Annotated in this window: 15 protein-coding genes, 1 tRNA gene and 1 pseudogene; 11 read left to right on the forward strand and 6 right to left on the reverse strand. The window is 44.8% G+C overall.

Going from position 1 to position 20,946, the window contains the following annotated elements:
* The first annotated feature begins 9 nt into the window (after positions 1-9).
* Positions 10-1,269, forward strand: a complete 1,260-nt coding sequence (gene gshA / locus VF412_RS10680) for a glutamate--cysteine ligase (protein WP_331339231.1) — start codon at positions 10-12, stop codon at positions 1,267-1,269.
* Between the two features lie 68 nt (positions 1,270-1,337).
* Here the strand turns inward: gshA and VF412_RS10685 are convergent, their stop codons facing one another.
* A complete protein-coding gene (locus VF412_RS10685; protein WP_331339232.1) occupies positions 1,338-2,156 on the reverse strand; it encodes a dipeptidyl aminopeptidase in 819 nt (272 codons plus the stop codon).
* Positions 2,157-2,342: 186 nt separating this feature from the next.
* Between VF412_RS10685 and VF412_RS10690 the strand changes: the two genes are divergently transcribed.
* Positions 2,343-2,975 (forward strand): hypothetical protein, encoded by a 633-nt coding sequence (locus VF412_RS10690; protein WP_331339233.1) that lies wholly within the window; start codon positions 2,343-2,345, stop codon positions 2,973-2,975.
* 98 nt (positions 2,976-3,073) lie between these two features.
* On the opposite strand, the gene VF412_RS10695 is transcribed toward VF412_RS10690, so the two are convergent.
* Positions 3,074-4,573, reverse strand: coding sequence for a leucyl aminopeptidase (locus tag VF412_RS10695; RefSeq protein WP_331339234.1), 1,500 nt, complete (start codon positions 4,571-4,573; stop codon positions 3,074-3,076).
* Positions 4,574-4,725: 152 nt separating this feature from the next.
* Here VF412_RS10695 and VF412_RS10700 point away from each other — a divergent pair.
* From VF412_RS10700 to VF412_RS10715, 4 genes and pseudogenes are all read left to right on the forward strand, one after another.
* Positions 4,726-5,349: pseudogene (locus tag VF412_RS10700) on the forward strand (ATP-dependent Clp protease proteolytic subunit); the annotation flags it as partial.
* A 6-nt stretch (positions 5,350-5,355) separates the two neighbouring features.
* On the forward strand, positions 5,356-6,648 hold the full coding sequence (clpX, locus tag VF412_RS10705; RefSeq protein ID WP_331339235.1) for an ATP-dependent Clp protease ATP-binding subunit ClpX: 1,293 nt from the start codon (positions 5,356-5,358) through the stop codon (positions 6,646-6,648).
* A gap of 221 nt (positions 6,649-6,869) precedes the next feature.
* Positions 6,870-7,355, forward strand: coding sequence for a DUF2844 domain-containing protein (locus VF412_RS10710; RefSeq protein ID WP_331339236.1), 486 nt, complete (start codon positions 6,870-6,872; stop codon positions 7,353-7,355).
* Entirely contained in the window at positions 7,352-8,569 is a 1,218-nt protein-coding gene (locus VF412_RS10715) for a DUF3443 family protein (protein ID WP_331339237.1), read from the forward strand. Before VF412_RS10710 ends, VF412_RS10715 begins: the two co-directional genes overlap by 4 nt.
* Positions 8,570-8,654: 85 nt before the next feature.
* Here VF412_RS10715 and VF412_RS10720 read toward each other — a convergent pair whose 3' ends face one another.
* The 3 genes from VF412_RS10720 to VF412_RS10730 all read right to left on the reverse strand — a co-directional run bounded on the left by VF412_RS10720 (position 8,655) and on the right by VF412_RS10730 (position 11,112).
* Positions 8,655-9,101, reverse strand: a complete 447-nt coding sequence (locus VF412_RS10720) for a hypothetical protein (protein ID WP_331339238.1) — start codon at positions 9,099-9,101, stop codon at positions 8,655-8,657.
* 101 nt (positions 9,102-9,202) lie between these two features.
* The gene (locus VF412_RS10725) at positions 9,203-9,592 is read right to left on the reverse strand and encodes a response regulator (protein ID WP_331339239.1); all 390 of its coding nucleotides are present in this window, start codon (positions 9,590-9,592) and stop codon (positions 9,203-9,205) included.
* Entirely contained in the window at positions 9,589-11,112 is a 1,524-nt protein-coding gene (locus VF412_RS10730) for a sensor histidine kinase (protein ID WP_331339240.1), read from the reverse strand. The genes VF412_RS10725 and VF412_RS10730 overlap by 4 nt, the downstream gene beginning before the upstream one ends.
* A 327-nt stretch (positions 11,113-11,439) precedes the next feature.
* Here VF412_RS10730 and lon point away from each other — a divergent pair, with 327 nt between their 5' ends.
* From lon to VF412_RS10755, 5 genes are all read left to right on the forward strand, one after another.
* Entirely contained in the window at positions 11,440-13,944 is a 2,505-nt protein-coding gene (lon, locus tag VF412_RS10735) for an endopeptidase La (protein ID WP_331339241.1), read from the forward strand.
* A 328-nt stretch (positions 13,945-14,272) separates the two neighbouring features.
* Entirely contained in the window at positions 14,273-15,115 is an 843-nt protein-coding gene (locus VF412_RS10740) for a DMT family transporter (protein ID WP_331339242.1), read from the forward strand.
* A 176-nt stretch (positions 15,116-15,291) separates the two neighbouring features.
* Positions 15,292-16,395 (forward strand): winged helix-turn-helix domain-containing protein, encoded by a 1,104-nt coding sequence (locus VF412_RS10745; protein ID WP_331339243.1) that lies wholly within the window; start codon positions 15,292-15,294, stop codon positions 16,393-16,395.
* 9 nt (positions 16,396-16,404) lie between these two features.
* Positions 16,405-16,974, forward strand: a complete 570-nt coding sequence (locus tag VF412_RS10750) for a hypothetical protein (RefSeq protein WP_331339244.1) — start codon at positions 16,405-16,407, stop codon at positions 16,972-16,974.
* 65 nt (positions 16,975-17,039) lie between these two features.
* Positions 17,040-17,115 (forward strand) — tRNA-Val (locus VF412_RS10755).
* A gap of 156 nt (positions 17,116-17,271) precedes the next feature.
* On the opposite strand, the gene VF412_RS10760 is transcribed toward VF412_RS10755, so the two are convergent.
* Positions 17,272-20,382: a hypothetical protein gene (locus tag VF412_RS10760; RefSeq protein ID WP_331339245.1), complete on the reverse strand. Its 3,111-nt coding sequence runs from the start codon at positions 20,380-20,382 to the stop codon at positions 17,272-17,274.
* Positions 20,383-20,946 lie beyond the last annotated feature (564 nt).

Genomic DNA, 20,946 nt, shown 5'->3' on the forward strand with positions numbered 1-20,946 from the left:
GGAGAAAACATGGCGAAGCTCACACTTCACAAACAAACACTCGCCAACATGGATCAAATCTGTTCTTGGTTCTCATCAAAGACTGCGAACTTGTCGTATCCAATTTATTCAAGCTATGACATCCGCGATGCGGGTTATAAGATTTCAAACGTTGACGCTAATATTTTCCCAGCAGGCTTCAACAATATTTGTCCGACAGACAAAGAGACGTCAGCAGGATTGATGGCGAAATATATTCTAGGTCACTATGGCAATGTGAAGAACATCATGCTTGTAACTGAAGAGCACACGAACAATGCGTTCTATTGGGAAAATGTCTATACGATTAAATCGCTGATTGAATCCGCGGGTATTACGGTGAAGGTGGCAATTCCTCGCGAATTGCCAGAACCACTAAAAGTCACAAGTGCCACGGGTCATGAAATTGAAGTGAACTCAGCCCTGATCGAGGGTCCTTTGATGAAAATATTCAAACCGGATCTTATCATCAGCAATAATGACTTCTCTGAGCAGTACGAAGAGTGGTCTAAGACAGTTCTTGATTATCCAATGAACCCGCCGCATGAGTTGGGCTGGTATCAAAGAAAGAAAAGTACTTACTTCAAGTACTACAATCAACTTGTGGAAGAATTCTCTGCCATCGCAAAGATTGACCCGTTCTTGTTGACAGTAGAGACTGAGCTTTTCGAGCACTTCGACATCGGTGATGAAAAAAGCCGCGAAGCTTTGGCAAATCGTGTAGACGCGATGATAGAAAAATTGCGTGGTGAATACCAAAAGCGCGGTATCAATCAAGAACCATTCGTTTTTGTTAAAAACAACGCGGGGACCTACGGTTTGGCGGTGATTCGTGTGGGATCAGGTGCCGAAGTGAAGGAATGGTCTTATAAATCCCGCAAAAAAATGAAAGCTGCCAAAGGCGGTCGTGATGTTGAAGAAGTGATTATCCAAGAAGGAATCCCTTCCATCGTTCAAGCAGATGGCGCAAGCGCAGAGCCATGTATTTACATGATCGGTTGCGAGCTTGCCGGTGGATTCCTCCGCACGCATTCAGAGAAAAGTTCAACAGATAGTTTGAATAGTCCAGGCGCAGTTTATAAGCGTCTGTGTGTCTCTGATCTTGCCATCAATACTCCCGGATGCCCTCAAGAAAACGTATATGGTTGGACGGCGAAATTGGGATTGCTGGCAATTGCGCACGAAGCTCAAGAACTAGGTGCACGTTATAAGGGCTATATCCAAAACCCTTGTGGTGGGCCCAAATCTTAGAAGCAAGATGGCCCGCTTTTCATGCGAGCCATCGTTTATCAAAAGCCTCAATAAATCGAAAAGCGAAATTAATTTTTATAATTCAAGAACCAAGACGTGATCGCCTCTGGAGCTTGATCAATCCATTGGTGTGAAGCTGTTTTATCAACTACAGCCGAGACAGGAACTTTATGGGCTTTCAAGCGCTTGTAATAAGACCACATCGTGCTGATTGGAACGATCATATCAGCTTCGCCGTGTAGAAACATTGTCGGTGGATGATCCACGGGCAAGTCGTCGGGAACGAAGCATAAAGCTCCGCCACAAGTTGCGTAGGAGGCGGACTCGATAGCCAAAGCCTTGAAGACTCCCGGCATAGAAATAGCCATGCGACTTGTTTCATAGCCGCCACTGGAAATTCCTGTGGCAAACAAATTATTCATATCAATAGGGCCGAATTTACCGCTCTTCATTTCAGCAAGAAGGTTGTTTAAGAAAATATCGTCTTCAGAGTCTTTGTAAGTCACGCCAACAAGATTTGTTTCCCAAGCCAGACCTGACATCGCGGGTGGAGCAATCACAGCAAAACCATGATCAAGCAAATCCTGAATTAAACGAATTTGATTGAAGCCACCGAACGGCATGCCTTCTATGCCTGAAAACCCAACAGCGAAAAAGCTGCCTTGATAGATCACAACTGTCGGCCAACCGTTTTCTGGAGCTGTTCCTTTGGGAAGGGCAAATTTCACTGTACGAGTCAGATAGCTGCCCTTCACTGGAAGGCTTGAAGAGGGGCAATCAATCGATTTTACAAAGTCTTCCGAAGCAGTACACATTGAATCTGCGGCGAATATCGTTTGACCTAACAACATAGCGAAACAGATTCCGAAAATACTGATTAGTTTCATCGAACCCCCTAGAACGAATGGAGCAAGGTGTACCAGGCCTGGGTTGGAAGGCAAACAATTCGCCGTTGTTAAGGAAACTTACGCTATTTTTTGAAAACCTTGCCTATTAGGACCTATGGCTGGCCATAAATTGAAATTCGAGGGAGGTTAGGGAAAGCATGCTATCCTACAGATAAGAGGGACTATATGCAAAAATTTGCGGGCATTTTTGGGCTGTTCATAATCTGCTTTGCGATGGGATATTCATTCCTACGCTACACAACAGACCCATCTCAGATCAACCGTGACCCGGCAGCTGTGCGCACCAACTTCGACTTCTCCCATCTGACAGGTGAAAAACTTCAAGAGGCCGCCAAGCAACGACTTGTTACGGGCTTTGAGATCCGAAAAAATACAGAGGGAACAGGCATCGGCCTGGGTCATTTTGTCTTTATGGATGCCCACGGAGACAAGAAGCTAGCTTGCCAAGAGTTCGGCAAGGTCACCCTGACTTTCGAAGCTGAGGGTATGTCCGTTGCGGGGGATAAACCTTCAATGGAACTAGAGGGGCGCTGCGAGTTTTCTCCGGACATGACAAAGATCAATCCATTATATTTACCCGTTGCAAAAATCTTGAATGAAAAGCCGGGTGATGGGGAATTCCAATTCAATGAAGGTCACGCGATCACCGTGCGTTTCACAAATCTGCCTGAAGAGTGGCCGAAATCTTGGTTGTTAAAATCAGTAAGACTTTCAAACGATAATTCTAACGAGGGTATCGTTGTTCAAAGTGATGAAGTGGCTCGCTATCTCGGACATCCACTTGTTCTGACCTTCTAAAACTCCTCTAGCAATTTGAACAATAAAAAAACCCTTCGCTCATCACGAAGGGTTTTTCTTTTTTGAAACGAAGCATCGCAAAAAGGTACGGCGTACCTTTAAGCGTGTTGTCTTGCGATTTCTACGAAAGTGCGGATCATTACGCCAGAGGCGCCTTTTTTAGTGCAGTATGGAAGACGGTTTCCAACAGCCCAACCAGTGCCCGCGATGTCGAAGTGAGCCCAAGGGATGCCTTCGCCAACGAATTGCTCAAGGAATGCCGCTGCCGTTGCAGAGCCAGCACCTTTGCCGGAAGAGATGTTAGAAAGATCAGCGTAAACGCCTTTCATGTCAGCTACGTGGAAATCTACAAGAGGCATGTTCCATACCCACTCGCCAGACTCGCCTGCAGCTCTTTCGATTTTGTTTTTCAATGCAGCATTGCGAGTGAAGTAACCTGTGTGTGTATTGCCCAAAGCGATAACCATAGCGCCAGTCAAAGTAGCAGCATCACAAATAACTTGTGGCTCAAGTTCAGTTGCGTATGACAACGCATCAGCCAAAATCAAACGACCTTCAGCGTCTGTATTGTTCACTTCGAACGTTTTGCCGTTACGAGCTGTGTGAACGTCACCTGGCTTAGTCGCAGAACCATTGATCAAGTTTTCAGTCGAAGCAACAAGACCTACAGCATTTACTTTCAATTTCAATTTAGCGATTGCAAGCAAAGTACCGATAACGTTTGCACCGCCGCACATGTCGTATTTCATTTCCTCCATGCCTGCGCCTGGCTTAATAGAGATACCACCGCAGTCAAAAGTAAGACCTTTACCTACGAAGCACACTGGCTTTTTAGAAGCCGCTGCACCTTTATATTCCATGATGATGAAGCGAGGCTCTTGATCAGAACCAGCGGCAACACCAAGAAGACCGCCCATGCGTTCTTTTTTGACGCGAGCTTTATCCCAAACAGTCACTTTCAAGTTTGCGATGCCTTTAGCAGCTTCAACTGCAGAGTTGGCAAGGATTGTCGGAGTCATCAAGTTGCCTGGCAAATCGCCCAAGCGACGAGAGAAGTTAACAACTGAACCCAAGATAACACCTTCGTTGAAAGCATCTTTAGCCGCTTTGTCAGCAGTTTTAGTGACCAGGTGAACATTCAACTCTTCAGCATCTTTTTTTGCAGTTTTCAATTCGTCGAAAACGTAAGAAGTCAAAACCATACCTTCAGCAGCGGCTTGAAGGAAGTTTGCAGCGTCTTTTTTACCAGCAGAGATACCGTCGAAATGAACAACAGCCTCTTTCACTTTCAAAGCTCTGATAGCCTCGAAAGCTGTCGCCGCAGATTGACGAACAGTTTCGTGAGTGATTTCGTTTTCTTTACCAAGACCTACAACGATCACGTGGCGGAAACCACCGTGGTTCATTTCACGGAAAGTGATAGCTTCTTGATGTTTGCCAGTGATTGTTTTTTCTGCGATAGCTTCGGCGAATTTTTTGCCGAGCTCAGAATGAGTCACTTTTGCGAGCTTTTCTTTTTGCGCAGAAGATTTAGAAAACACGACCAAAGCCGGGCTTGTGAGAGAATCGATGTCTTTAACCAGTAAGTTGATTGCCATGTGAACCCCTTAAAATGATTCAGGTTTATGAAGCATTGTTAGATGTAACATAGCAGTGTTGGGGGTCAAAGGCTTTTTTATAAAGTCCTGCTGGAGTATTCCGATAGGTAGCAAAGCATAAGACTTATAACTTTGCACAAGCGAAGTACAGACAACCACAGGAGACAGCAGTGGCACTAATTCCATACGTCATCGAGCAAACTTCAAAGGGTGAAAGATCCTACGACATCTATTCACGCCTTCTTAAAGACCGTATCGTGATCCTTGGATCGCAAGTGACGGACGAAGTTGCTAATGCCATTATCGCGCAATTTCTATTCCTTGAAGTGGATAATCCGGAAAAGGATATCCATCTTTATATCAACTCTCCGGGTGGTAGCGTTTCCGCTGGTTTGGCGATTTACGACATCATGCAATTCGTAAAATGCGACGTGGCGACTTACTGTATGGGTATGGCTGCAAGCATGGGCTCGTTGTTGTTGACAGCGGGTACAAAAGGCAAACGCTATAGCCTTCCGAACACACGCATCATGATCCACCAACCACTCCTTTCTGGAGGCGGTTTGTCAGGACAAGTGACCGATATCGAAATCCACGCGAAAGAACTTCTTCGTACAAAAGAGAAGCTCACTCGCATCTACGAAACGCACACAGGCAAGAGCTACGATTTCTTGAGAGAGCAAATGGAACGCGATAACTTTATGGATCCGTACCAAGCTAAAGAATTCGGCTTGCTTGATCACGTGGTAGAATCTCGTAAGGCAAATAAAGGATAGTAGCAGATGAGCACTAAAGACACGAACGGCACACTAAGATGTAGCTTCTGTGGTAAAGGCCAAAAAGAGGTTAAAAAACTAATTGCTGGCCCGGGCGTTTACATCTGCGACGAGTGTATTGATCTTTGTAACGACATCATCGACGAGGAAAAAGAAAGAGAGACGGCGGTCAAAGGTACCTTTAAAGTACCAAAACCATCGGACATCAAAACTTACCTCGATGATTACGTCATCGGTCAGACTCAAGCGAAGAAAACTTTGGCGGTTGCAGTTCACAATCACTACAAACGTGTGAACGCAATGTCTGGCGGTAAAAAATCTGCTGACGTTGAAATGCAAAAATCAAACATCTTGCTTATTGGTCCAACAGGATCTGGTAAGACTTTGCTTGCACAAACAATTGCAAAAATTTTGAATGTTCCATTCGCTATGGCGGATGCAACGACTTTAACTGAAGCAGGTTACGTCGGTGAAGACGTAGAGAACGTCGTTCTAAACCTTCTTCAAGCGTCAGACTACGACGTAGAAAAAGCCCAAAAAGGTGTGATCTACGTGGATGAGATCGACAAGATCTCTCGTAAATCTGAAAACCCATCTATCACGCGTGACGTATCGGGTGAGGGCGTGCAACAAGCTCTTCTAAAAATCTTAGAGGGTACTGTGGCAAATCTTCCTCCGAAAGGTGGTCGTAAACATCCACAACAAGAGTTTATCCAAGTGGATACAACAAACATCTTGTTCATCGTGGGTGGTGCATTCGTTGGTTTGGATAAAATCATCGAAAACAGAACATCAAATAAAACAATGGGTATCGCAGCAGATATTCGCACAGCTCAAGAAGTTGAGAAGTCGTCGAACTTGCTTGCGAAGGTTGAACCAGACGATTTGTCGAAGTTCGGTTTGATTCCTGAATTTATTGGTCGTTTGCCGGCAATCGCGGTCCTTGGCCAATTGGATGAAGAAGCGTTGATGGATATTCTTGTGAGACCAAAAAATGCGATCACAAAACAATATCAAAAACTCTTCTCTTATGAGGGCGTTGAATTGAAATTCACTGACAAAGCTCTTCGTGCTGTGGCACAAATGGCTTTGAAACGTAAAACGGGTGCCCGTGGTCTTCGCGGCGTTCTAGAGACGGCAATGCTCGATATCATGTACGACATTCCATCTAAGAATAACGTGAAGGAAGTGATCATCGACGAAAACGTGATCAACGATGGCGGCGCTCCGATGCTTGTTTATAAGACTGAAGAAGAAATTCAAGCTGAAGAAGAAGCTAAAAAGAAGAGCTCTGCGTAGACCGCGGCTCAAATATTATAAGCTCAAAAAACCCAGGACCAAAAACCCTGGGTTTTTTATTTTTAGACCAGGAAAAACTTATATTTTAGGCCCGACTTTTCATCTTATTTTGAGTCAAAAATTCCTTCAAACGTCTAGATTTAAGAATAAAAAGGCGATTGTGCAATCACTCCATGGACCCTCCACAAAGGAAGCTTATCCTATAAGGGAGGGAGATCTCTATGAAGGAACATAAGGGTCCTGGTCCTGTACGTGGAATTCAAATAGCACTAGCACTGTGTTTGCTGAGTTCTTCGAGCGCGTTTGCAGTCCTTGGCCAACGCTCTGATTCAGTTGTCAAAATGGCAACGTCAATGAAAGCGAAAATCAAAGCCGCTTCAACTTCGTCGTCAGCCTACACTGCACAAGATGTGGAGTTGAATGGCACAAAAATTCGTGAATATTTAAACTCTGATGGAGTCGTTTTTGCCGTGGCCTGGCAAGGCGTAATTGAACCAGATCTTTCCAGTCTTCTTGGCGATTACTATACAGAATATTCGCAAGCCCTTCGAACAACAGAGAAGTCAGCGGCGACCAAAAGAAATCTGAATATTGAAACCACAAGAATGAAAGTACGCAAGTTCGGTCACATGCGTTCATGGCATGGCCTTGCTTACGTTTCTAGTCTCGTACCTGAAGGCGTTTCAGTTGAGGATTTATCTTTATGATTAAATTAACGAAGAGAAATTTAAAAGAGGCTTTCTTCCTAATTGCTATACTTATGTGGACAGGATGTAGTCAGAATTCATTCTCGACATCGAGCACGTCAGCGGGGGGCAATTACTCAGTATCTGTTCCCGCAGGGTCTAACGTTATGGAAGTGACCGTAGGCGGAGCTTGTTCCGGATACATTAACGAGATCTGTGCCTCTGTGACGATTTGTACCCCTGGGACCACGACATGTCAGACGATTGATAACTTGTTAGTGGATACTGGAAGTTATGGGCTTCGTGTTTTCAAGTCTGTTTTAAGTATCAGTTTATCACCTGAAACCAATGGTTCGAATACTTATGGAACATGCGTTTCGTATATGGACGGAAGTATTCAATGGGGTTCAGTGCAAAAAGCGGATATCACGATGGGAAGCCTCACAGCTTCTAGCGTTCCCATCCAAGTGATCGACGGAAGCTTTGCGGGTGGTCCCAACTCAAATTGCGGAACCGCTAGCCAGGTCGAAAATTCACCAAGTGCAGCGGGCTTTAACGGAATTTTAGGTGTAGGCCTTTTCGCTGAAGATTGCGGAACAGCTTGTTCTAGTGCGGCGACAAAATACTATTACCTTTGTTCATCAAGCAGTTGTTCTGAAGCCGCTATGCCGATTTCTTTGCAAGTCACAAATCCAGTGTCGATGTTGCCGAATGGTTACAACAATGGCGTGATCTTGCAGTTGCCTGATGTGCCTACTGGCGGCGCGGCTTCTGCAACCGGTGTATTGATTATGGGTATCGGGACTTCGACCAATAACACCATGTCAGGTGCCGTGATGTATGCAACAGATTCGTCAGGCGATATAGTCACTGCATTTAATGGTTCGCGAAAGTCGGCATTTATCGATAGCGGCTCCAATGGATTGTATTTTCCCGGTAGTGCCGTGTTGACGACATGCTCGGGCAGCTTGTCTTCCTTCTTTTGCCCGGCAAGTTTAACCACTTTAAGCGCGACGATTTATAACGCCGTTCAAACTGTTAGTAGTTCTACAAGTTTCTATGTCTTGAGCGCCAATACGATTTATGCTGGATCAAACTCTGTCTATCCGGACTTGGGCGGTGATTATAGCACTGGATTTGACTGGGGCTTGCCATTCTTCTTTGGCAAGACGATTGGTTTTGGTATCGACGGAAAAGCGTCAACATTCGGAACAGGTCCCTATTACGTCTTCTAGATTTTTATTCTATTGAGTCGAATTATCGAAAATGGAGTAAAGAAATTCCGCTGAGTCTTCCTCTCAGCGGAATTTACCTTTTAAGTTACTGTTTTTTTACGTAAGCACTCAGACGCATTCCGGGAGCCATCGAGCTCGTGACTGATACGGTCGTTCCTTTTGCAAGGTCCTCTACTGTCGTTCTGCCAAAGTCGATATTGAAATCAATTTTTTTGCTACGATCACTTGGACATGTGAAGATGCCGTTGAAAGTGTGGCTCTTTGCCAAGAGAGCCTCTTCATCCAGATAAAGGCTGTTATTGAGATTATAACTGCCGTTGCAAACCTCATCGCTATGTCCGTCAGGGTATGTACGCTGTAATTCAAACTCGCGTGTGTCGAGCACGCGGAATTTTATATACACCGTTTGAAAGCCTGCCTTCGCTTGCACGTTATAACGTCCCACCAAATTGCCGGGAGTCAGATCCGTTGCTGCAAAAACTTGGACACTTGAAAAAAACAAAAGTGCTGATGTTAGTACGTACTTGATCATATCTTTATCCTCCGTTTGATAGATGAATTTTTATAACGGAGAAGTGCATCGACGGACAAAATAAAACCGGGAATTCTGGGTTAATACAGATGACTGCTAAATTAAATAGAAAGGTTTAGGTCAGTTCGCAAAGCTTCATTCAAAGCATTGAAGTCGACTGGCTTACTTAAAAAGCGTTGAGCGCCAAGGCTTTCTGCTTTTGTGCGAAACTCTGTGGATTCATAGGCACTGACTACGTAGAACGGCATTGCTTTGTCGATCTTGCGGACTTCTTGTAGAAGTTCAAAGCCATCCATCTCAGGCATGTTGATATCAGACATAATCAGATCCACATGAGGAGTGTCAGAGCGCTTGAGGTAATCAAGGCAATCTTTCGCAGTCAAAAAGGAAACCAGTTTGAGATCTCCTAATGACGCGAAAAATTTTTTGAATTTCAACTTGTAGAGCAGATGAGTATCGGCCTCATCATCTACAATCACAATGTGAATCATGTATGCAATCTTTCGTGATCGAGCGGTATAGACATCACAAATTCGGTCCAATGACCGAACTCACTGGTGTACTTTAAAGTACCACCGTGTTTCTGTGCAATGTTAAATGCGACAGTTAAACCAAGACCAGCCCCTTCGCCAGGAGCTTTTGTAGTCAAGAATGGATCAAAGATTTTTTCCCCAAGAATGGCAGGGATCCCGATACCATTGTCACGAATCGCAATTTCGATATTTTCGCCACGTACAGCGGTTGAAATACTCAATTCAGGTTCAAAACTTTTTTGCGCTAAGGCCTTGCGTTCAAGAGCGTGAATCGCATTGTCGATGATATTTGAAAGCGCACGTTGTAAAGAAATGGAGTAAACTTGCGCGGTAACATTGTCCCCAAGGCGATAGGTAACTTTCGGGGGAACATAGCTCGAACCTAACGCGCGATTTGCAATTGTCTGTTGATAAGCTTTTTTAACAATCTCGTTCACATCGACCTCTTCCAGCACGTCACTATCGTAACCTGAAAGAATCTGCATCGAGCGCACAATCTGATCGATACGTTGGCTGTGTTTAAGAACCACACGGCTCACTTCTTTGATTTCCTCGGCGTCCTCGGATTCTGTTAAAAGTTCGCTAAAGTTCAAAACGAAGTTCAGTGGATTGCGAATTTCGTGGGCCACACTGGCCGTCAAACTACCCAAAGAAGCCAAACGCTCCTGTGCCACAAGGGTCGCCTGCATGCGTTTGATTTGGAACATGGCTTTTTCCAAGCTTTGATTTTTGTTTGTAAGCTCGCGTGTACGATCCGTCACCTTTTGTTCCAAGGCTTGGTTCAATTGTTCAAGCTGGCGATTGGCTTCTAACAGTTCGACGCGGAATTGATTGATCGAATCAGCAAGGATATCCAGCTCGTCTTTTTCAGTATGAGGGGGCCGGTTCAAAACGAGATTTTTATTTTCCCTAATCCCAGTCTTCAGATATCCAGCAATGTGTTGAATATGAACGACAATGATTTGATTGAAAATGAAGTACAGGCAGAAGACGACCACCAGGGTCTTCGCAGCTTGGCGGATAAAAATCCAAATCGCTTCATGGAAATAGCGATCACGCAAATTTCTTGTATCAAGCTCAACATCCAATGTTCCTAAGACTTCGTTGGTATTTTTATGACGGATCTCGAAGCTTTTATGACTTTCTTCAGTAGGGTCGGTCTTGCCCGATTCGTAAATAACTTTGTTGTCTGCCGTGAGCTTGAGGTAACTCACGCCTTGCAAACGACTTAAGCCATCTAATTGGATTTCCAACAAACGAGTGTCATAAGACCATAAGTGCTCGGCCATGGAGTCCAGATAAGAATTCTTGATAATGGAAAAGTTGTTCTGAAGTTTATCAAAATCTTTTTGGTAGTCTAAAATTAGTTGAGCGGCTGTTAAGATCAGCGTCGCAAAAGAGCTAATGGCCCAAGTCGCTATAAGCAGCTTTAGAGATAAAGAATTGGTGCGCACCCAAGGCGATTCGTTACGTGTCACAGTGCACTTATCGATCATAACGCGTAAAAAAGGGACGAAAATCTTCTTTTGCGGTATTACAAATACGAAAGCTTCAAAAAGTTACCACAAATCAGAAAAGTTTTCGGTTAACATTAGCTTCCTTTATAGTGCCCAAAATATGAGCACATTCTCGGTATGCCAGGACCAGAACTATTTTTTTCCTGAATATATTTACTTCCCAGCAATCGTTCACATAGTTAAACTTAATGTAGGCTTCGCGAAGGTTGATAAGGATATTAACCTGAATGGAGATCCTCTTGTGTCCTAATACGCAAGAAGCTCGTTAACCCAAGGGAGGGAGAGGATATGAGCGAGGGAAAAGTACAGCAACTACCACTTTTGCCCCTGAGAGACCTCATCATTTTTCCACATATGATGATGCCTCTGTTCGTAGGTCGTGAAAAGAGCATCAACGCTCTTGAAGAAGCTATGAGCAAGCAAACAGATATCGTTCTAGCGGCTCAAAAGGACGCTAAGACGAACAATCCTGAAGCAAAAGATATTTTCGCGATCGGTACAGTCGGTACGATCATCCAGCTTCTTCGCCTTCCTGATGGAACAGTGAAAGTTTTGGTTGAAGGTAAACGTCGTGTAAAGATTAAGAATTTCGTAAACAACGACAACTTCTTCGTCGTGGCCGTGGAAGCCTTGGATGAAGACCCAGTGAACGTCGTTGAAGCGCAAGCTCTTGTTCGTTCCGTAAAAACGACTTTCGAAACTTACGTGAAATTGAATAAGCGTATCCCACCAGAAATTCTGATGCGTGTTTCTACCATCGAGAATCCAGGTGAGCTTGCAGATATCATCGTAGCTCAATTGAATTTGAAACTTGAAGACAAGCAAACGGTTCTTGAGATCATTGATCCAAGTAAACGTCTTGAGCACTTGTTGAACTTGATGACGGGCGAGATTGAAATTCTAGAAGTAGAAAAGAAAATCCGCACTCGCGTGAAGAAACAAATGGAGCGCTCTCAAAAAGAGTACTATTTGAACGAACAAATGCAGGCGATCCAGAAAGAACTTGGTGAGAAAGACGATTACCAAGCTGAGCTTCAAGATCTTGAGATTAAATGTAAAAACAAGAAAATGTCTCAAGAAGCTAAAGACAAAGTGATGAAAGAGATTAAAAAACTCAAAATGATGTCACCTATGTCTGCGGAAGCGACTGTGGTTCGTAACTACATCGACTGGATCTTGTCATTACCATGGCAGGATTATTCTGAAGAAAAGCATGACCTTAAAAATGCTCAGCGCATCTTGGATGACGAGCACTGGGGTCTTGAAAAAGTGAAGGATCGTATCCTTGAGTACCTTGCGGTTCTTTCGATTTCGAAAGACATGAAAGGCCCTATCTTGTGCCTTGCGGGTCCTCCAGGGGTTGGTAAAACTTCATTGGCGAAGTCTATCGCTGAATCTCTGAATCGTCCGTTCGCACGTATCTCTTTGGGTGGCGTGCGTGACGAAGCAGAGATCCGCGGTCACAGAAAAACTTACGTTGGAGCGATGCCGGGTAAGATCATCCAAGCTCTTCGCAAAGTGGATAAAGGTAATCCGCTTGTGTTGCTGGATGAAATCGACAAAATGGCAAATGACTTCCGCGGTGACCCATCGGCGGCAATGCTTGAAGTTTTGGATCCAGAACAAAACTCGACATTCCAAGATCACTACTTGGAAGTTGAATACGATCTTTCTAAAGTGATGTTTATTGCGACTGCGAACAGTTTGCATACGATTCCACGTCCATTGTTGGATCGTATGGAAATCATCCAGCTTGAGGGTTATATCGAGCAGGAGAAATTCCATATCGCTAAGAACTACTTGGTTCCAAAACAATTGGAAAACCATGGCTTGAAAGACTACAAAGTGTCTGTGAAGGACGAAACGATTCGCGATATCATCCGTTACTACACCCGTGAAGCGGGCGTGCGTAACTTGGAAAGACAAGTGGCAAACGTTTGCCGTAAGGTCGCTAAAGATATCGTGATGGGCGAGACAGTTGAAAACTTCAAAGCAGAGGCAAATTCTTCAGGTAAGAAAACAGCTGCTGCTAAAAAAGGTAAAACTGCGAAAACAGCAACAGCGACAAAGAAGACTGAAGGTTACGTTGTGACTCCTCAGAAATTGGTAGAGTTGTTGGGTCCTCACAAATTCAAGTTCGGTATGATCGAATCTGAAAATGAAATCGGTTTGACGAACGGTATGGCTTGGACAGAAGTGGGTGGTGACCTTCTAGCTGTCGAGGTGAGTGTGGTTCCTGGTAAAGGTAAATTCACAGTCACAGGCCAATTGGGTGATGTGATGAAAGAATCTTGTGCGGCAGCGATGAGCTACGTACGTTCAAGAGGTCCTTTGTTCGGCTTGGATAAAGAGTACTTCTCGAACATCGACGTGCACATCCATTTGCCAGAAGGCGCTGTTCCTAAAGACGGTCCTTCAGCGGGTATCGCATTGACGACATCGATCGTATCAGCGATTACGAAAATCCCTGTGAAACGCACAGTTGCGATGACGGGTGAAGTTTCTCTTCGTGGTAGAGTGATGGCTATCGGTGGTTTGAAAGAAAAAGTTCTTGCAGCTCACCGTGGCGGTATCAAGATGATCATCTGTCCTAAAGAGAACGAAAAAGATCTTAAGGATATCCCTAAGGAAGTGATGAAAGACTTGAAAGTTATTCTAGTCGATCACGTGGACCAAGTTTTGATCAACGCTTTGGACGTCAAAAATCCAAAAGAGATCTTCAAGGTTCAAAAAGAGCGCGAGTTCGGAGTGAAAGCTCAGTACACGGGCCAACAAAACGTGGCACATCACTAGCTTACACTCTAGCTTCGCTAGAGTAGCAAGTTGTGATGACTTCTTAGATAATTGGGTTCTGTTTCTGTAGAAAAAGATTCCAAAAACAGTCTATTAACAAAGGCCGGTTGAAAAACAACCGGCCTTTTTGTTTTTTTCGACACAAAACTCGCGCTTTTTCACTCTTTTTGGCGGTTTGTTTAAAATGACAGTTTGCTGACATTTCATCTGGGGACTACTGTGAAATCATGAAGGGTCCGCTTCTGATTCTCCTCCGCACTGAAGAATTTGAGGCGCTTTAAAGAAAGGGCTGGTTTAACAATCAGCCCTTTCTTTATAATCAAGCCTCATGAATTCAAGCGTACTTCTTCTTTTAACATCGGCCTTTCTTCACGCGAGTTGGAATGCCATCGCGAAAAGCAGCAAAGACAAAGAAACATTTTTGTTTCTGGCGATGACAGTCAGTAACATCGTTGCTTGCATCGCCGTTCTTCATCAAGGTGCCTTTCACATTGGTGACAACGTAAGCTTTGCAATTCTCTCGGGGTTGTTTGAGGGAGCTTACTTTGTGACGTTGGGAAAAGCTCTGCGCCAAAGTGATTTAGGAAAATCATATTCCATCATGCGTGGTGGGGCGATGCTGATTGTGTGGCTCATTTCAATTTTCTTTTTCCAAGAAAGTGCCACACTCATTCAAGGCTTGGGTGCGATTTTGGTCTTCATTGGCATTTTGTTTTTGAATGGATTTTCATTCGGGAGACCTCAAGGAAACACTGGCGGAAAAAGTTATTGGTCGTGGATCTGCGCTGTTTGCATTGGTGGATATCACTTGTGCTATCATCGCGCTTTGCAGGGACAGGCAGATCCGAAAAGTTTATTTGCACTCGCTATGATGATCTCGTGGCCGTTCTTGATTCTTGCGATTGGTGGAAATTATCTTCCGCGAATGAAAGAAGTTTTGCGCAAACATTCTTGGCGAGTTGTCATCACAGGTATCGCCGCATTTTTATCGTTCGTGATTTTTCTTTATGGTTTGAAGGCGTCGGGCCCGGGGTTTGCAATATCACTTCGTAACTCGTCGATATTTTTTGCCATCGTGCTATCGTACTTCCTTCGCGAGTCTTTAACCCGCCCGCAAATCCTTGGTGCGCTCACAGTTGGTGTCGGTGCATTGCTGCTTAGCCTTCCTTAGACGCGCCACGCAAGGCGGTAATCTCTGAGGGATTTCATTAAATTGCTGAAATCAATTCTCATACTGCCTACTTTATGAGCAACTGGCCGCGTCTTGCATTGACGAAATCCTGACAATCTGACAGAAATCGAACCCCTGCGAGTAATTTAGATTTTGTTTTGGAGTTTTAATAATTTATGAATCAATTCGATCGCGCTTTCGAGCTCGGCAAGCTGTACTGCGATCGTGGAGATTTTGGCCCTGCCATAGATCATCTCCGCGAGGCATCGGACGGCTATTTCGCCGAGAAAAATTTCTCTCAATATCTCAAGTGCATGAACTTGTTGTTGCGCATTTTTGCCGAGCGCGAACAATTCGAAGACATCAATCAAACCAAAGAAAAACTCCAAGACTTGGTTTTGAAAGAAGGCTTCGAGCTTAATTCTAAAACTTACTACACACTCGCAGTGTGCGCTTCATACAAGGGTCAACTAGATACGGCTCTTGATTATCTTCAAAAAGCTTTGGCGATCGCTCTTGCTTCCGACAACAAGGAAGACATCTGTCATGCGATCTTCGGTCTTGCGATGGTTTACGCTCATCCAAAAATTGGCCGTCAAACTGACGCCTTGAAAGAAATCTACAATCTTCAGGTCTTCTTCCAAGTGTACCAAATGCCAGAGCTGCAGGCATCTTCATTGCTTTTGAATGCTGACATCTTGAAACAAATGAAAAAGTACGACGAGACGATTGAGATCTTGTGGCGTGCTTACGACATCATCCGTGAAACTCGTAACGTTGTGATGAGCAACGTTTTGATGGGTGCCTTGGCTGATACGTATTTCGAAATCGGCGATAAAGACATGGCAAGAACGTACATCACTCTTGCGATGCGCTCTATCGACCAAGAAAATCACCGCAGAACTGCTCGTATGGCGAAATCCTTGGCAGAAAAAATCGGCGGCGAATCTCAATCAAACTTCGATCTTATTTTCGATGAAGCAAACCACGCTGTTATCGAAAAGAAGATCGGTCGTATCGATTTCAAAAATCAGTTCATTCTTTTGGATCTTTTGCGTCTGTTCGTTACGAATCAAGGCACAATTTATTCGAAGGAATTCTTGGTCGAAAATGTTTGGAAGCAGCCATATGATCCTGCAATCCACGACAATAAGATTTACGTGACGATCAAACGTCTTCGTAAATTGATCGAGCCTGATTACGAAAAACCAAAATATATTTTCAGAGCCAAAAATGGGTACTACATGAATAAAGCGGCTCGAGTACACTTCGAGCACTAGGGGGGATTCATGTTTCGTTACATCTTGCTAGCTACTTTACTTATTTTCTCGAGCGTGACGACCTATACGGCGCAAGCTTGTGCACAACAAACCGCTGATGAAGAGCATGTTATGCCTGCCAGCGATGATCGTTGGACTCATTGGCCTTGGCGTTTAGCTCAGCCATTCCCATGGTCTGATATCCAAGGAACATGGAAAGTTGAACAAGAAGACTATGTTTCATATTTCGTCTTCAAAGTTGTTCAACAAAAGAACGGCGTAAAACAAGTTCAAGTAAAACAAATCGATGGTGAGCAATGCCGTACAATCGCGACAGGCGTAGGCGTTGAAAAAGGCACTCTAGTTTATGCTCAAATGACAAGCAAAGCTGGTAAGATTTACCGTTTGAATTTGACGGCGTTTAGACGTTCAGACTCTCCACAACCGCCTCTTGAAGGCAGCGTTTACACTGAGTCTGTGATGGTTCTATCTATGGGTGAACTGAGCCAAGTAAATCTTGATGATATGGTCCACATGCAAATTGTGAAGGTTTCAGATCATTTGGATCAAAAAGCCTGTCTTGCGGACGTAAAAAATTAGTTTTTTTAAAAAAAGAGATTGCAAAGAAGGTCGGACCTTTGTTAAACATGGGTCCTTCCAACGATAGGGAGTTAGCTCAGTTGGTAGAGCGCCACCCTTACAAGGTGGATGTCGCAGGTTCGAATCCTGTACTCCCTACCAAATTAAAAAAGCCGCTCCATGGCGGCTTTTTTAATTTCAGCCTATCGCACTTCGACTTCGTCGAAGTATTTTCTGAAGCTTCCCGCTATCTAGGTAAATTTCGGTTTTGTCTTTTTCTGCCGCCAGCAGAAAACTCCGTTCATTCTTTGATTTTGATTAGTGGAAGCAGCAGCGGAAGCTATTATTGTTTGATATCGTATCGACGCCAAGACCTGTGCATGAGCCGCCTCCCATGAGAAGAGCCTTGTTATAAGAGGCCATATCAGAGGCTGAAGAGTCTTGCACCCATTGTTGAGCTGTCGCGAAGCCCGAAATTCCACCGTTGTTACATGCAACCATCCAATCGCCTATTGAACATAGTCTTGCGTAACCACGTCCTCCGGTGTTTTTTCCTGAACATGTTGTCCATGCACTCCAGTAGGTTGTCGCGGTTTCAGTCGCCGTCGAAATGCAATAGCTGTTCGCTCCACCTACGGGTCCTACAAGAGTAAATCCCGACGGACAGCTTGCAACGCCGCTGCTGCCAATCGGCGCCCAGATACCTGCGTTCGAGCAATAGACTGGTGCATGGGTTGTTGGATCGTAGGCGAAAGTTCCTTCGCCATTTCCCGCACATGAAGCACCTGTCGTCACAGAGCCGGGACGTATACCGCCATTCACATCTAATTTGGTTGCAGGAGTTGTAGTGCCGATGCCGACGTTGCCAGCGGCAGTGAGGCGCATTGTTTCTGTCACATCACTGCCCCCATTGTTTGTTAAGAGTCTTAGGTCAGCCGTCATTTGCCCCGAGCCAGGAGCAGCCGTTGCGACACCTTGAATGAGTGCTCCACGAACATAGCTGGTGCCGTCATATCCACGGAAACTAATATTACCTAAAGCATCACCATTTTGAATAACAGCAGGGGCGCCGACAGAACCGCGATCCTTATTCAAATAAACATCCGGGCCTGATGCACTTGCAATAGCTCGTGTTTGAGAAAAAGTAGCGACAGTTCCCTGCATATCAAATTGTGCAGTGGGATTTGTGGTACCAATGCCGATGTTACCGCCGCTGGGATTCAAAATAATATTTCCAGCAGTTGCGTTGCTAGTGCCTTTAAGAGTCAGATTTTCACTTACACCAGTTCCACCATTAAGTGTCTGTCCCCCAGAGCGTCCTGAATTCAATGCATATTGCGAGAATAAATCACCGGAGGTCGCCGTGAAAGACGGAGCGCCAGAACTATTCGTGATAAGAACGGCATTGTTTGCCGTCGCTAATCCACTAACGACATTGTTGGCGGAAGAATAAAGTAATTGATTCGCCGTCGTGCTATTGGGATAGGTTGTCGTTGTCCAAGCGGGGCCTGTCACAGTCCAATTCAATATTGAACCAGAAACAGAACCCGCAACTGCCTTTAAATTTCCAGAGCCGTCAGATGCGATAGCACTATAGTTAGTGAATGAAGTTGTGCCTGTACCGCCATTCGCAACACTCAACGGAGATCCCGACCAATTAGAGTTGTTTACGGTTCCTGAAGTGGCAACGGAACTTAAAGAAGTCCAAGAAAGATTTCCTGAAGTATCAGAAACCAAGGCCTGTCCCGAAGAAGATGCAACTGACGTCGGAAGTCTTAAAACATAACTGGTACCGATAGAGCCCGAAGGGCCTGCCAAAGACACAGTATTTGATCCAGAGCCGGCGGTAAAGATATCACCTTTTCCTGCAACGAAAGTTAAATCTCCACCCATAGAGTCCCCAGCTTTATTCACAGGAGTATAACCCAGAGTACTTGTGATATCTGAAGAGCCTGCAGCAGAGATGGCCGTGCCATTGCCTTTTATCAATCCAGAAACAGTCGTTGAAAGAGTCAGCGCCGGAGTCGTAGTCGGATTTGCAACAGATCCTGCAAAACCATTGGCGGATGTCACAGAAATCGTTGTCACTGTGCCGTTCGAGCTTGCTGGAAGAGTCGCTGGAGTCCACTGTGTACCGTTAAATTGTAAAACCTGATTTGTTGTCGGGCTGGTAGAGGCGATGGCTTTCCCTTGTAGAGCACCGACAACTGTAGCACCTTGAGTGCCAGTCACATCTCCGGCCAGGCTTCCAGTGAAGCCACTTACTAAAATATTCTGACAGGCAAAACTTCCAGATACGGAATTCCAGTACATTGTTTGTGACGAAGAACAAGAGGCGCCAGCGACGTAAGAGTTAAAAGTGCTCTGTGGTAAATAATTAGAAAGGGTCGTGGATAATCCCGTAACATCACTTTGTGCGATATTCGAGTTCACCCAGCTTGTTCCGTTGTATTTCAAAAAATTGCCACTTGTTAGAGAAGTCAAAGACAAAGCTTTGCCGTCTAAGCCCGCGACTGTCGGAGATGGATAACTTCCACCAAGATCGCCACTCGCGGCGCCCGCGGGCGCAACTCCAGAAATCGTTGTTGTTGCAGCGGATGTCACGCGACCATAATTATCAATAGAAAGCACAGGAACTTGAGTTGCGGAACCGTAGGCTCCCGCTGTGACTCCTGAATTGCTCAGCGCAATTGTTCCCGAAGTTGTGATTGTGCCGCCACTCAAACCGGTGCCGGCGGTGATGCTTGTTACGGTACCGCCGCTTGCACCAGAGACACTTCCACAGGTCATTTGCGATCCATTCCAAGTTAAAAACTGACCAGCGCTACAGGCTGCTGAGCTATTAACATCTGTTTTCAAAACAAAATCAGTCGAGACATGTGAACCCAATTTTTGTGACGAGGTCGCATAACTTGCGAAGGGAACGCTACGAATTTCATTATCAGGCGTGATCGTATTCCAACCACTGCCATCGTAAAAGCTTACACGTAAAAGACGACCATCAGTCGCAAGAGGCGCATAAGGTGAACCATTCGCTGAGCACGTATAACTGTTGCCAGAGCTTGTGCAAGAACCGCAGGTATAAGAAATGCTGTTGTTGAAAACATCGGTGATCGTCGAGGCTCCAGCACCCGTGATGTATTGAACCGAGCCGTTGCCAATGGCAAGGTCGAATACGCCGTTCGAGTTGCTCATATCAATGCCATTGTTTTGTTCCTGATAAATCACGCACGAGCCAGAAGGGTCCATGATCTTCACAAGAAAACTAACGTTATTATATTGTAGGGGAGTTCCATCCGCTTTCAGAATTCGCCCCTGAAAAGTCAGAGAGTTTGTTGACGCCAGTGGCGTAGCAGCCCGAGCGAATAACCCAAGAAATCCGATCACAAAGACCAAAAAAGATGAAAGTGTGAGCCTTTGAGTGTTCACCCGCATCTCCTTTCAGACATTTCAAGAGTGGATATGGGTGCTGAATCGCCTCTCTAGCTATTCGGAAAGATGAGGGTTTGTTTTAAATAAGATGGGTCTGTTTTAATGAATTAGTGCTCTGGAAATGGGCCCTTTTTTAGAAAGTCATATCTTGTGTGCCATAGGACCAGATTTGCCCCCGGGAATCGCTATTTTTTTATTTATCATCCTTTCGGATGACAGAGCGAAGCGGTTGCTCATGTTTCAATTAGGGAGGTGTGCATTGAAACATTAGTTCCCAGGGACACACGGGTATTGCTTCGGGGAACCCATTCCCCCCGTGTGTCCCACTTGTTCAAATGAAATCTGGCATTTGAAGACTCAACTGCCATGCCCGTTACTTATTCGTTGTCGATAAAGAGTTTTTAAGTGGTAGGAAAAGATAATGTCTTGAATGCAACAGCAGGTGAAATCGTTTACGTAAACTACTGCATTAAAAATTAATGCTCTTGAGGGCTTCTTTGAAGTCCTCTTTCTAATTTCATTCGCAAACTTCGTAATGATCCGCTCATAAGCGCCGAGTTT

This window comes from Bdellovibrio sp. (genome assembly GCF_036384735.1).
In the GTDB taxonomy this organism is placed as follows: Bacteria; Bdellovibrionota; Bdellovibrionia; order Bdellovibrionales; family Bdellovibrionaceae; genus Bdellovibrio.